This window comes from Nitrospinota bacterium, from assembly GCA_009873635.1.
In the GTDB taxonomy this organism is placed as follows: Bacteria; Nitrospinota; Nitrospinia; order Nitrospinales; family VA-1; genus LS-NOB.
In genome coordinates this window covers 1-14,229 of sequence record WAHY01000036.1, presented here as the reverse complement: position 1 = coordinate 14,229, position 14,229 = coordinate 1, and the positions used below count along the sequence as shown (strand labels likewise).

At 38.7% G+C, this 14,229-nt stretch carries 10 protein-coding genes and 1 pseudogene; 2 read left to right on the top strand and 9 right to left on the bottom strand.

From position 1 onward, the window contains the following. Window positions 1-181: 181 nt before the first annotated feature. Entirely contained in the window at window positions 182-862 is a 681-nt protein-coding gene (locus tag F3741_12225; GenBank protein ID MZG31546.1) for an IS1595 family transposase, read from the top strand. An 88-nt stretch (window positions 863-950) separates the two neighbouring features. Here the strand turns inward: F3741_12225 and F3741_12220 are convergent, their stop codons facing one another. From F3741_12220 to F3741_12210, 3 genes are all read right to left on the bottom strand, one after another. Further along, the gene (locus tag F3741_12220) at window positions 951-3,155 is read right to left on the bottom strand and encodes a PAS domain S-box protein (protein MZG31545.1); all 2,205 of its coding nucleotides are present in this window, start codon (window positions 3,153-3,155) and stop codon (window positions 951-953) included. A gap of 8 nt (window positions 3,156-3,163) precedes the next feature. Further along, the gene (locus F3741_12215; protein ID MZG31544.1) at window positions 3,164-5,302 is read right to left on the bottom strand and encodes a DctP family TRAP transporter solute-binding subunit; all 2,139 of its coding nucleotides are present in this window, start codon (window positions 5,300-5,302) and stop codon (window positions 3,164-3,166) included. A gap of 115 nt (window positions 5,303-5,417) precedes the next feature. Beyond that, window positions 5,418-6,182 carry a hypothetical protein gene (locus F3741_12210; protein MZG31543.1) on the bottom strand — a complete coding sequence of 255 codons (765 nt, stop codon included), beginning with the start codon at window positions 6,180-6,182 and terminating at the stop codon, window positions 5,418-5,420. A 584-nt stretch (window positions 6,183-6,766) separates the two neighbouring features. On the opposite strand from F3741_12210, the gene F3741_12205 reads away from it, so the two are divergent. Beyond that, on the top strand, window positions 6,767-7,087 hold the full coding sequence (locus F3741_12205; GenBank protein MZG31542.1) for a helix-turn-helix domain-containing protein: 321 nt from the start codon (window positions 6,767-6,769) through the stop codon (window positions 7,085-7,087). 446 nt (window positions 7,088-7,533) lie between these two features. Here F3741_12205 and urtE read toward each other — a convergent pair whose 3' ends face one another. The 6 genes and pseudogenes from urtE to F3741_12175 form a co-directional block, all read right to left on the bottom strand. Further along, window positions 7,534-8,229: an urea ABC transporter ATP-binding subunit UrtE gene (gene urtE, locus F3741_12200; protein ID MZG31541.1), complete on the bottom strand. Its 696-nt coding sequence runs from the start codon at window positions 8,227-8,229 to the stop codon at window positions 7,534-7,536. Window positions 8,230-8,231: 2 nt separating this feature from the next. Further along, window positions 8,232-9,011 (bottom strand): urea ABC transporter ATP-binding protein UrtD, encoded by a 780-nt coding sequence (urtD, locus tag F3741_12195; GenBank protein ID MZG31540.1) that lies wholly within the window; start codon window positions 9,009-9,011, stop codon window positions 8,232-8,234. Next, window positions 9,011-10,117 (bottom strand): urea ABC transporter permease subunit UrtC, encoded by a 1,107-nt coding sequence (gene urtC / locus F3741_12190; protein ID MZG31539.1) that lies wholly within the window; start codon window positions 10,115-10,117, stop codon window positions 9,011-9,013. Before urtC ends, urtD begins: the two co-directional genes overlap by 1 nt. A gap of 4 nt (window positions 10,118-10,121) precedes the next feature. After that, window positions 10,122-11,762, bottom strand: a complete 1,641-nt coding sequence (gene urtB / locus F3741_12185) for an urea ABC transporter permease subunit UrtB (GenBank protein ID MZG31538.1) — start codon at window positions 11,760-11,762, stop codon at window positions 10,122-10,124. Between the two features lie 197 nt (window positions 11,763-11,959). After that, window positions 11,960-13,183: pseudogene (gene urtA / locus F3741_12180) on the bottom strand (urea ABC transporter substrate-binding protein). A gap of 139 nt (window positions 13,184-13,322) precedes the next feature. Then, window positions 13,323-14,229: hypothetical protein (locus F3741_12175; GenBank protein MZG31537.1), on the bottom strand; the 907-nt coding region annotated here is incomplete at its 5' end.

The following is a 14,229-nucleotide window of genomic DNA, read 5'->3' as shown; positions in this document are numbered from 1 at the left end:
AGAAAGACCATCCCCACTATCCCTATGATTTTAAGCAAACCCGGCATACGCGTAAAATTGAATAATTCTTTTTATATCAATAGATTATATGAAAATCTACGTTTTCCGTCAAGCTTTGGCTCTATAAACAATTTGGGTCATGACTAGAACAGGTAGTTAAAAAGCATGCTAAGTTCTTGTTATGACAGTAAGAAATCGTTATGCAAACCGTTCAAAGATTTCAGAGCACAAATTCCGGCAAATTATTCGCTATTTTGCCGTGGATTTGGATGCCTCTCAGATTACTAAACTTGTTGCCCTTAACCGTAATTCGGTCAATCGTTACCTTCGTGCGGTCCGGGAACGCATCGCTGAATTTTGCGAAACACAATCTCCATTTTCGGGGGAGATCGAAGTCGATGAAAGTTTCTTCGGAGCCCGGCGGATTAAAGGAAAAAGAGGCCGGGGTGCTTCGGGTAAAACGATTGTATTTGGGATCCTCAAACGCAATGGAAAAGTTTATACGGAAATCGTTCCAGACTGCTCCAAAGCCACGCTGCAAGCGGTCATACGGGGTAGAGTCACCCTTGATAGTGTCATCTATTCGGATGGGTGGCGTGGTTATAATGGGCTTGTTGATGTGGGTTATGGAAAACATTTTCGTATCGATCATGGACGCAATGAGTTTGCTAAGGGATCGACTCACGTTAATGGTATTGAAGGGTTTTGGGGGTTCTCCAAAACTCGTCTGTCCAGGTTTCGCGGTATGAGAAAATCTACTTTTTATTTGCATCTTAAAGAATGTGAGTTTAGGTTCAATTATCGTGATCAGGATCTCTATCAACTCCTGATTAAAATGATCAAAAATCAACCTCTGTTCTAGTCATGACCCTAAAATAGATTCAAAAACCAAAACTTTTTGAAAAGATTTTGAAGTCAACTTGATAATTTATTTTCTGGCTTATCCATTTTTAAATACTTTCCAATGGTAGCCTGATAATAAAAGTGGTGCCCTCACCCGCTTCGGTTTCGAAATCGATTGTTCCCTGATGTTTTTTCACGATAATTGTGTGAGCTATGGATAATCCCTGCCCTGTGCCCAGACCAACTTCTTTGGTTGTAAAAAATGGATCAAAGATTCTCGGTCGGATCTCTTCGGGTATTCCCATCCCCGTATCAGATATTCTAATTTCTACGCTATCCCCCATCATTCTTGAACTGATCGTAATTTTGCCTAGATTGTTTTCACTTTCAGATAATTTATCTTTTATTGCATGAGCCGCATTAACAATTAAGTTTAATACCACCTGGTTAATATCGTTTAAATAACAGGGAATAAGAGGAAGATCGGTCGCTAATTCGGTTTCTATCTCCGCAACGTATTTCCATTCGTTTCGCGATACATTGATCGTTGTTTCTATCGCTTTGTTTATGTTGTTCATTTTTTTCTCGCTCATTCCCGGATGCGAAAATTCCTTCATAGCCCCAACTATTTTGGTTACTCGATTAATTCCCTCCAAAGATTGTTCTATCGCATCGGGTATTTCGTCTAGTAAATAACCGACGTCATTCTCTTCATATCTTTCTTCTAATTGCTTAAGAATTAAAGAAAGTTTTTCACCTTCAGGATTTTCGCTCAACACATGATATTCCTTTATTAAAGGGATCAACTCTTTCATGGAATCCTGGATAAAGCGGGTGTTGTCGCCAACATATTGTAACGGCGTGTTGATTTCGTGGGCTATGCCCGCCGCTAGTTGACCTATCGACTCTAACTTTTGAACATGATTTAGTTGGATTTGCAAATTCCGACGTTCCGTAATATCCGAAATAAAAGTGTTGAATGTTATCTTCTCACCGTTTAATAAAGGCGAGATTGATATTTCTACGGGAATCTCGTGTCGGTCTTTATTGAAAACCATGCATTCTATCTTATTCTTAGCTTTGGTAAATCCTGTAAAGTCTTCAGCCCCTTCGATACTAAATCTCAAATCTTTCCGATATCTTTCCGGGACGATTAGGCTATCGATTCCACGGCCTAAAACCTCTTCCTCCGACCAGCCAAATATCTCTTCCGCCCTTTGATTCCATTTCTTGATTATGCCCGACGAATCTGTCGAAATAAAAGCGTCGAAAGCAGTGTCAATAACTGACCGGGATTCTCGTTCTTTAATGTCTAGTTCTTTGAGTTTTTGCTCTAAAAGATCCTTAGCTTTTAATAATTTTATGGCTTGATTATCAAATTCGCTGGCCAATATTTCTAACTCATCATTTGTCCCTACAGGACTACATCTTGTATCCTTGTCCAGGCCCGATGTTATTTTTTTACACAGTCTTAAAATAGGGTCAGAGATATTTGCGCCAATTCTAAACGCCAGAACAATTGAAAGAACCAAAAAGATTAAGCCAATGAAAATTAATTTTATAACGGCCTTCTTCATCCGCAAATCAATAATATCTTTCGATTCTCCAATCTCTAATGAATTAATTAATTCATTTAAATATTCGAATTCTTCAATCGAGTTAATTTGCACCGAAACATAGCTTTGGTCATCCAGGTAATTCTTTTTAATTATTAATCCATTTTTAGTATTAATTTTGTAATAAATGAATGGTCTTTTAACCAGAGTGCGATTTAAAATAGCAGAAATTTTAAATTCTGAAATCACAGCTCCTTGTGGTGAGTCATGATATTTTATAGGAGCAGCCATTATTATATTGTTTGAATTTTTATTTATTCCAACAAAAAACTTTCCGCCCTCTAAAGTGTCGTGTAAATTTATTAAAGAATCATTTGTGCCCTTGAAATTGCTTTTTTTGAATATAGTTTTGCCCTTATAATCAACGATGGTCGTAGACACCAAATCTCCAGTTTGATTAAAACTTTCGACCAGCTTTGGCAAATAGATGTTTCTACCTTCCACATCGACCAAACTGTTTACTACAAATTTGTTCTGGCTAAATTGCTTAATTCTTTCCGCTAAGAATGAAATCCGATTATCAATACCTTTCAATGTATAACGAGCTTCAGATAGCAACGTTCTCCTTAATTCTTGATTTAATGTGGAGGTGAGTATAAATCCAACGGCTAATGTAATAAAAGTTAAAGCTACTCCAACAAAAGCAGAAAAACTTAGAATTATTTTCTTTTTAAGACTCTGTATTTTTAAAGGCATTACTTGTTTTAATTTTTAGGTATGATTCGTCCGTTTTCATCAAATTCAGCCAAGAAAAAATCTCTTGAATCTAAAGCGTCGTGATCGCTTGAAGTAAACGAATTTCTATAATTCTTTACTAATCCATCATAATTTTGAATTTCTTCCAAAGCGTCCCTAATTTTTGATCGGTCAAGGCTATTTGCCGACTTTACCGCCAGGGCCAGTAAATGAATCAAATCATAAGCATGGGCCGTGCCTACGGGAGCTATGATATTATCTTCATTATCAAGCCTGAAGAATTTAAAATACTTTTTCAGAAAAGACCTGGTTTTATTATTTTTGGCAGTGATAAATGAAAAAGTTTGAAGGACTTCTAAATCAATTTCCTGGAGTTCCTCTTTAAGCTCCCATCCAAAATTTCCACCCGTTATTCCCCAGTGAGATAAAATTGGAATGCTTACTCTCCTTTTCTTCATGTTTTTGATAAAAGTTTTTCCCTCGGGAGAATTTGCCACCAAAATAATAACTTCCGCTCCAGAGGATTTTATTTGATAAATTTGTTCGTAAAAATTGGGTTCGCCCCAATTAAACCATTGCACCGTTACTGGCTTTACGCCCTCTTTTTTTAAAGCGGAAGTCATCGATTTATAGTTCCCCCTTCCCCAGCCTGTATTTTCCAACAGCAACGCAATTTTTTTATAGCGTTTAAGCGCCTGCCTGGCCAAAAAAGGGCCAGCAAACTCGTCTCTCACGGAAACTCTAAAAATATAGTTTGGACGTTTTCCATTTTCTACAATTTTAGTTGCCGCAGCCCAAGGACCCAAATAGATAATTTTTTCCTTATTCAATAAATCAATTTCCGCAAGAGCCACAGGACTATGAAGTCCGCCTAATACAGCAATTAAATTTTGAGTTTTACTGAAATCCTCAATATTTTTAATCCCACGAGCGCTGATTCCCGAATGATTTTTTGAAATCAAGCGTAGTTTTTTCCCTAATAGCCCCCCTTCGCTATTTATTTCCTCAATAGCTATTTGGGCGCCTCGCTTGATCGAAAAACCTGAAGGAGCAGAACCTGCAAATAAATCCGCATCCAACCCTATAACAATTTCGTCATTAGAAATAGAAACCTGTTCACTTTTGATTTGGTCGGAAAGCTCGAGCATCTTAAAACCAATTCGTTCCCTATATCTTTCAACTACAGGCTTTAACTGGTCTTTAAATTTCTTTTTTTCTTTTGGAGTCAGTTTGTAAATATTAACTTTTACTTCTCTCAATTTTTCCAAATAATCCTTTTCTTTCTTATGAACTAATTTTCTTTGATATAAGGCGGTCTCCTCTCCTGCAGCAAAAAGGGTTTCTTGTAAATCTTGAGGAAGGTTGTCGTAAACTTTCTTACTCAACGTCAAAAGATAACCAATATAACCATGTTCGCTCAAGATTAAATGCGATTGATGCTCATATAATTTTAAATTTAATATTGAATCAAGAGAGTTTTCTTGCGCGCTTATAACTCCATCCTTCAAAGCGTTCGGTATTTTTTGAAAATCTATAAAGTATGGTTTTGCCCCAAGCCGTTTATATTGTTCGAACAAAAATGGGCTTTTCGCGGTCCGGAATTTTAGATTTTCGAGGTCCGCTGGTGAATGGATCTCTTTATTCGCCGTAAAATGTTTAAAACCGCTTTCCCAAAAGGCAACACCCACTAAACCTTTTCCTAACAGATTTTTCTTCAAGATCCCTCCAGGAGTTCCATCTAACATTCTGTAAAGCTCTTTTCTGTTTTCAAAATAGAAAGGTAAATCTAAGTAAAACGCTGAAGAAACTATGGAGTTTAATTTGTATGATGGAGGTAATATGATGTCCAAATCCCCTTTAATTGCCTTTTGAATCATTTCCTGGTCGGTGCCCATTATTTGATTGGGAAATATATCGATTTTCAACCGACCTTTGCTTTTCTTTTCGACAATCTCCTTAAATTTCTCTGCAGCTAATTGTTGAGGGCTTACCCCTGGCATACCATGTCCAAGTTTTAAGTTGTAAACCTTAGAAACTCTTTTTTCCTCCAATGGTTCGTTTTTATTTATTTTAATTTCATCGCTGCAGGAAATAAGGAATATAGTAACAAAAATCACATAACTCTTAATTTTAGAAAAGTTATACATCCGTTACCTCTCAAATATTTAACGAGTTCCTACAATTCGATATTTTACTTCAGGCAATTCACAGGACCTTATTTCATAAGGTCGCGCGTCGTAAAAAGTTATTTTCCAGGTCTCCTTAGAATTTAAATTTCAATCCCAGGGCAACTCCAACCCCGTCTAATTTTAAATTAGCGTCTTCAAATTCATTATAACGAAACTCAATAGCCGCATCTATTAGATCGGTTAACACATAGTTAAGTTGAGGCTCCAATAACCACCGATCCTCTCCGTCTTCGATAAAATTAATATCAGCAAACCCGTTGATAAACAAATCGTCCGTCAAACCAATAAAATAAATTAAACTAGCCTGGCTGCCAGATCCGTCAGTCTCATAAGGATGATATCGCCATTGCAGCCAACTTTTTTTATTATTAAATAATTTAAATTTATGTTTATAGGTAAATCCAAATCGGGAAACATGATTTCTTTGCCCATTGAAATCGTTATGTTCCGCTTCAATCCCAAGCCCTTTAATCCAGCCAGAGCTTTTTGGAAATAAAGGACGTCCCAGGCGATATTCCATAAAATATTGGGTTAAATCATATCGATTTTCCGGTTGATTTTGATTTCCGTGGAAATCAACAAATCCAAATATATTTAGATCGAAAGGAAGATTTGGGAAAAGAGTTAAGATATTTACTGTGTTGTAGTCGCGCGAATCAAAATAGTAAGAAAATTCAATTATGTTTTTTTTCAATGCTTCTTTCTGTTTAGAATTCTTTGAAGACTTCTGCCTGGGATTCTCCCTGGGACTTGAAAACGAGGTAGCGGGCAAAAACAGAAGTAAAAGAAAAGATATCAACAAGGTTATGACGAATACTGTTTTTTTATTTTCAAGCAATTTAATACCTCCATAAGTTTTTATTAAAATAACATTTTTTAATAAATTCACTAAAGCTTGAAATTCATGCGCCTTTAGGCAGAAATCTAATCAGTCATCTTTCGCTTGTATATAAGAATAAAAAGAAAAGTTCAAAATATTTATTGAAAACATTAATACTGTTTTTACTTCTTGAGATTTCGGTTTCTAAATAACAAAATTCAGTTTGAACAAAAAAACATAACCGAATAACCTAAGACCCGAACAATATCTAAATTGCCTTTAATTGATTTAACGCTTAAATAAGTTTGGAATTATAGAGTTTCTATGAGCAATTTTGCAATTTCTGTACCATTCTGCTCAAGGATTCTATCAGGGTAATTTATATCTGAGTTAACAAATGTTCAGCGCTTTTATAATAATCATCTTAAAATGGGTGGATTTTCTTGTATTTTAATTTTATCGATTTGATTTAAACTTTGAGTTTTCTTCAAATCCTATTAGAAAATATTCTCTAAAATATAACTATGCCACCTGCTGTTTGGCGTCAGCTGAATGTAGACCATTTGAGTTAAAAAGCTAAGCGATACAATCATTCTGAGAAGATAGAGATCCTTCGAATCGTTGAGAACTCTGAACTCTCCATTCGCCAGGCGTTGAAAGAGTTTGGCATTCATCGGAGCACCATCTATAACTGGTATCGCAAGTATCTGGAGGATGGCCTCGTAAGCCTGAAACCTAAGAAACCCAAGGTCCGAACTTTTCAGGTTAATCCCCTCAAACTCACGATAATTCGTTCATATTCAGCTTTTTCCACGTATTTCGGGGTCATAGTTTCTTGCAGAATTTCCTCACTATATCCTAAAACCACTTTACCAGCTCTATTTTACCAGTTCGATGAAGTTGGTATAGCTATTGCTGTATAGTCTTTTATTGATATGAGGCGGCAAACCTTTTTAATTGACCAACCAAATACCAAAAGCGCATAACGCAAATTGAAGAGTTTTCATTTGTTTCTAAATCCTGGAAGGAATTACTAATTAACAAATACCAGTTAATGAAAATTAGAGACAAGTATGTTTCAAACGGCAGATAAGTTTTGGGATTAAAACTTTGGAATTAAAGCTTTGATAAAACTTTATAAATGATGGCTTTTTATTTGGAGTTTTTCGCTGGTTGATTCAATTAAATTTAAATCCACCATAGGTTCTCGCTTAAAAGACTATAGGGCTCGGAAGACTCAAACTGACCAAACCCCGAAGTTTAGTCCTTTTGTAGAGTTCAGTTTCTTTAAGTCATAACTGTTCTCGGAAGCTGCATTGCTTCCGGTGCTGGAGATCTATACCCAAAACTTGTACGTGGCCTCCCGGTATTACACTGTTAAGTATTGGTTTATAATTTCTTCTCCCAGGTTTTCCATGTCATCCGCTACAACGTCCCGACCTTTGTCCAGAATGCAAAACTTTTGGGCTACACGGCGAGCAAAGGGTAGCTTTTGCTCCACCAGCAATATTGTCAGTCCTTTTTCCTGATTCAAGCGAATAATGATATCTCCAATCTCACGCACAATATTCGGCTGGATACCTTCTGTTGGTTCATCTAAAATTAAGAGTTTAGGATTAAGAATCAAAGCCCTTCCTATAGCTAGTTGCTGTTGTTGCCCCCCTGAAAGATCTCCCCCTCTCCGAGTGAGCATTTGTTTTAACACGGGAAATATTTCAAATATGAATTCGGGGATTTCGCGCAACCCATCTCCACGAGCCAGAAGACCAACACGAAGATTTTCCTCAACGCTTAATTGAGTGAATATTTCGCGGCCTTGAGGCACATAACCAATTCCTTTATGCGCTCTTAATTCTGCTGGTTGTTTAGCAAGCTCGCAATCCTCTAATTTGATAGAACCGGAAGTTACCGGCAAAAGCCCCATAATAGTTTTAAGCAATGTTGTCTTTCCTACTCCATTTCTCCCCATCAAACATGTACAGGTTCCAGGGAAAACATTCAGGTTCACATCCCAAAGAGTGTGACTTTCTCCATAAAATTGATTCAGTTCTTGAACTTTTAGCATTCCTAGCTCCCTAAATATACTTCAATGACTTTTGAGTCATTCTGTACATCTTCCATTTTTCCTTCTGCCAACACATGGCCTTCATGCAAAACCGTTACCCTGTTTGCTATTGAACGAATAAAGTCCATTTCGTGCTCGACCACCACAATAGAGTGTTTTCCTGCAAGTGATTTTAACAACTCCGCCGTGTGCTCAGTTTCCTGGTGTGTCATTCCCGCGACAGGTTCATCAATCAACAAGAGTCTCGGATCTTGAACCAGCAACATCCCAATTTCGAGCCATTGTTTTTGGCCATGAGACAGCAATCCAGCCCTAAGATCTTTTTGATCTTGCAAACCTATTGTCTCCAAATCTTTTTCAATAGTTTCTTTTTGTTCACTTGTCAGGGGTTTGATTAGGGATTGCCAGACATTCTTTTTGGTATGCAATGCCAATTCCAGGTTTTCAAAAACGGTATGATTGAGAAAAACCGTTGGCTTTTGAAACTTACGACCTATACCCGCATGTGATATTTCATATTCCGCCATTTTAGTGAGGTCATGGTTTTGACCAAAAAAAACGGTACCATGATCCGGGCGTGTTTTCCCAGTAATCACATCCATCATGGTGGTTTTTCCTGCACCATTAGGACCTATAATGCATCTCAGTTCTCCATCATCAATATAAAGGTTTAATTCGTTAAGCGCTTTAAACCCATCAAAGCTCACAGTAATATTTTCCAGATAAAGGATACAACCATGAGTTGTATCAATTGAATCATCTTTGATATGAACTCCGGACATTAAGCAGACTCCCTTAATTTTTCCTTTGAATTGAATCGATCAAAAATCCCAGCAAAGCCTTTTGGGAAAAATAAAGTTACAACAATAAATAAAGCACCTAAAAAATAGAGCCAATAGTCTGGAGCCGCTACTGTAAACCAGCTTTTTGCCCCATTTACCAGGCCAGCACCAACCAGAGCCCCACTCAAAGTTCCACGACCTCCAACCGCAACCCAGATTGCCATTTCAATCGAATTCGCAGGTTGCATTTCACTGGGGTTGATAATCCCGACTTGAGGAACGTAGAGGGCTCCAGCAATCCCACAAAAGAATGCCGAGAGTGTCCAAATAAACAGCTTGTAGTGAATCGTATTGTATCCTGAGAACATTACCCGACTTTCAGCGTCACGAATTGCTGTAAGCACACGACCCAGCTTGGACTGTACTATGTATCGAGAAATTATGTAGCTCAAAAATAATACGATTACAGTAATGACATACAAACTCATTTTGGTCGATGGTTCTTGCAACGAGTACCCCAGAATACGTTTAAAATCAGTAAGACCATTATTGCCACCAAAACCCGTTTCATTTCTAAAGAACAAAAGCATGAGCGCAAAGGTCATCGCCTGGGTAATGATGGCAAAATAGACACCTTTAATTCTTGATTTGAAAGCAAAATAACCAAAGATAAAGGCAAATAGAGCTGGCAAGACAAGAATCACCAGTAAAGTAAAGGCAAAGTAATCAAATCCATACCAATACCAGGGCAACTCTTTCCAATCCAAAAAGACCATAAAGTCTGGAAGGTCACTTTTATAAACACCTTCTTTTCCAACACTCCTCATCAGATACATGCCCATTGCATATCCACCCATAGAAAAGAAGACCCCATGACCCAAACTAAGAATACCTGTATATCCCCATATCAAGTCCATAGCTAAAGCTACCAGCGCATAACATAAATATTTACCCATCAGGGCAAACATATAATCTGGAACATGAAAAAAAGATTCTTCAGGAACTAATAAATTAGAAAGAGGAAGGAGTACCGTAGAAAGTACTAATAAAGTTAAAATAACAAACCATTCCCTATAGGAATGTAAATGCATAAATTTTATGATCATTAACCTAGTTTTCGACCATGCGACCTTTTGGAGCAAATAATCCCTGTGGTCGTTTTTGAATTAATATAACAATAAGAATCAAAACTATAATTTTCCCCAATACTGCTCCTGCAACTGGTTCGAGGAATTTATTCAGCACCCCCAAACCCAAAGCCCCCGCAACAGTACCTGCTATTTTCCCAACACCTCCAGTAACAACAACCATGAACGAGTCGACGATATACAACTGCCCTAATTCAGGGCCAACATTTCCTATCTGAGATAAAGCAAGTCCTCCTAGTCCTGCCACACCAGATCCCAGGCCAAATGTATACATATCGATCTTATGGGTTGATATTCCCATACAAGACGCCATTTCCCTATTTTGAGTTACAGCGCGCACTTGTAATCCCAGAGAAGTTTTTTGAAGCAACAGCCAAACTGAAACCACAACAAATACAACAAACAAAATGATAGCTATTCGATTGTAGGGAAGAACAACCCCATGAAACACTTCGATCCCTCCAGAAAGATAAGAAGGGTTAGCCACCTCGACATTTTGCGCTCCAAAAAGGAGCCTGACGCTTTGGATTAAAATTAAACTGATTCCCCAGGTAGCCAATAAAGTTTCTAACGGTCGTCCATAAAGGTGCCGGATAATCGTTCTTTCTAAAATGATCCCGATGATACTGCTCACAACAAATGCGATGGGAATTGCTATGACCAAATACCAATCAAATATTTCCGGGAAATATTCCTTGAAAAGATTTTGCACCAAAAAAGTAGAATACGCCCCAAGCATTAACATTTCACCGTGGGCCATGTTGATAATACCCATGAGCCCAAAAGTTATAGCCAGTCCTAAAGCAGCCAGAAGCAAAATACTTCCCAGGCTCAAGCCATAAAACAAATTTGCAGTCTGATTAATGAAGAACTGACGATTCTCAATCTTTGATATTGCCTCAACAGCGCTTGCACGAACTTCAGAGTCACTTTCTAAAAATTCACCAGCATCATCTTTTTCCAGAAAAGCCTCCAAATCTGCTTTAAAATCGTTATTCCCAAGCTCATGAATAGTTTTTATAGATTGCAGGCGTTTATTTTTATCACTACTTTTCAACCCTTCTTTAGCCAAAACCAATAAGAATATTTTTCTAACTTCGTCATCGCTTTCCTTACCCAATGCTTTCTCTACTATTTCCACTGACTCACTTGAGGGTCGTTTCAGCAGTTCCCCTGCTGCCTGCAAACGGTCTTCGGGAGAATCTGAGGTCAATTTTAATTTTCCTATGGCCATTGATATAGCTCTCCGAACCGAATTATTAATTCTGGGTTTTCGGAGAGTTAAAGAACTTAAATCAACAGGGTTTCCGTTCAACGCATCGTGGCCTTGATCCCCGGATTCATTAAGTATAATAATTACTCCATCTTCACTGACCTTCAGACGTTTATTCTTTAATGCTTCCAACGCAGGGAGAGCCCTAAGCTCTCCCATATTTCCCAGGCGTTTCACAGCCTTTTTTATTTTGGAGCGACTTTTGTTCCCTAAGTCCTTTAACGCTGATTCAAAATCATTTGCCTCGACTATAGAAATTGAAAAAACCCCTATAATTAAAAACACAACAGCGACCAAAAACCTTGTCAAGGCTTTGCAATTTTCATGCATGGATTTTTGTATTTGGGACTTAGCTAGCAGGCAGGCCTGGTTCATTTATAAAAACTTTCTCAAAAGAAAAATTCCACCCAAAACAGGGTGGACTTGTATACGCCAATAATCAAAGATACTCCTTCCCCAAGCTCCATAAACTGTTCGTGGAGGAAACTAAATGCACATGGAGCTGGGGAAGAATCTATCAATGAATATTAAAACTTAGCTTTTTTGCAATTGCCACATACCCAGGGGTAAGTCCAGTCGGCAACTTTTTTAGAGCTGTCTGGAATAAATGGACTCCAGGCTTGTGCACGGATAGGTCCTTCAGTTTTCCAAACCACATCAAACTGTCCATTCTCCTGGATTTCACCGATTACAACAGGCTTGTGCAAATGGTGGTTTTTGGCATCCATGGTGATTTTAAAACCAGATGGCGACTGAACTGTTTGCCCACCAATGGCCTGTCGGACAGCATCAACATTAGTTGTTCCGGCCTGTTCAACCGCTTGCGCCCACATCTTGATACCTATATATGTTGCTTCCATGGGATCATTGGTCACACGCTTGGTTCCACCGGGAAGCTTATTCTTTTTCACATACGCGTTCCATTTCTTAATGAATGCTTTATTTTCTGGCGTTTCGATGGACATAAAGTAATTCCAAGCAGCTAAATGACCCACCAAAGGTTTTGTGTTGATTCCCCGTAATTCCTCTTCCCCGACAGAAAATGCAATCACTGGAATATCTTCTGCATTGAGTCCCTGATTTGCCAATTCCTTGTAAAAGGGAACATTTGAGTCGCCGTTAATGGTTGATATAACAGCAGTAGGTTTTCCAGCAGCGAACTTCTTGATATTGGCCACAATGGTTTGATAATCACTATGACCAAAGGGTGTGTAGGTCTCCATGATATCCTTTTCAGACACCCCCTTGGATTTCAGGAAATAGTTAAGGATTTTGTTGGTGGTTCGAGGATAGACATAATCGGTTCCCAACAAGACAAAACGTTTGGCACCACCCCCATCTTCACTCATTAAATACTTGACAGCCGGAATTGCCTGCTGATTTGGGGCTGCACCTGTATAGAACACGTTATAAGAAGATTCCTCACCTTCATATTGAACTGGGTAAAACAACAATCCGTTCAATTCTTCAAAAACCGGGAGGACTGATTTCCGTGAAACGGAAGTCCAACAACCAAAAGTAACTGCGACCTTTTGTTTTTGTATCAACTCCCTTGCTTTTTCCGCAAACAAAGGCCAGTCAGAGGCAGGATCAACCACCACGGGTTCAAGCTTTTTACCCAGAACGCCGCCTTTCGCATTGATCTCCTCAATTGTCATCAGAGCCACATCTTTTAACGATGTCTCACTGATTGCCATGGTTCCCGAAAGCGAGTGCAAAATTCCTACTTTAATTGTATCTGCTGCCTGCACTGGAATACTGGATATAAAAAATATGACAGCAATGAAAAACAGCCTCATCTTGTTTAAATTTATATTGATCATTTTTACCGTCCTTATATTTATATTTTTGAAAAAAAAATTCGCCTGCGATCAAAAAAAGATCAATCAGCTATAGCTGGAACTGAAAGCCAATCCTGAAAGTATTCTTGGTATCAGCATTCGAACCATTTCGATCAGCAAAATAAGCCATAGTTATTTTTGCGTCCTGCCCATCGATAATGTAATTCAGTCCACCTTCAGAAACCGTGCGGTTGCCGCCGTCTCCGGTTAGATTATCCCTGGCAAAATGCTGATAGCGAACGTAAGGCTGAAACTTTCCCCAACCAATTTTCCCGGGAAGCAAATAACTCGCCAAAGCCAAATAGCCTTCCCCCTGAGTCAGAGAGGCATCTGTTTTGTCATCTAAGTCATAATCGTAGTAAGCGCCTTCCAAGCTGACCACGCCACCGTTCCCGAGCTTTTTTTCCATAAGCACATCCACATTCCACCCGGTAAAGTCTCCTGCAGTCGTTGACGTTCCCGCACCATCGTTCTCATGCTGAATAGCAAAGGCCACCGCCAGCACATCTTTCGCACCATAATAAGAACTGGTTGTGTAATAACCGGGCTCCGGATCCCAAAAATTGTAAGTAACCCTGGCGGCATGAAGAAGGTTGTCGGCCTGATCAGGATTAGTATTGGCATTCGTCGAGTTTGTCCGTCCCTCAAACAACCCATAAGACCATTTGAACCTTCCTCCCCCATACTCTTTCATTAGGGCCACACCATTGTCGCGACCAGCAAAAATGGCCGGATAGGCCTGAACAACTGGAAAATCGAAAACATTGAGGAAGTAAGGACCGTCAAGGTTGGACCTGTCACTAGGAGGAAGGAACCTGCCCGCCCAAACATCAAACCCTTTAATTGAAAATTTAGCTACTGCGTCTAGAACGCGTACAGACTGGTCAGAGTTCAGAGAAGCGGTACTGTTACCGTTTGACAGTTCGGTATTAAACTCAAGAGTAATATTTTCATGT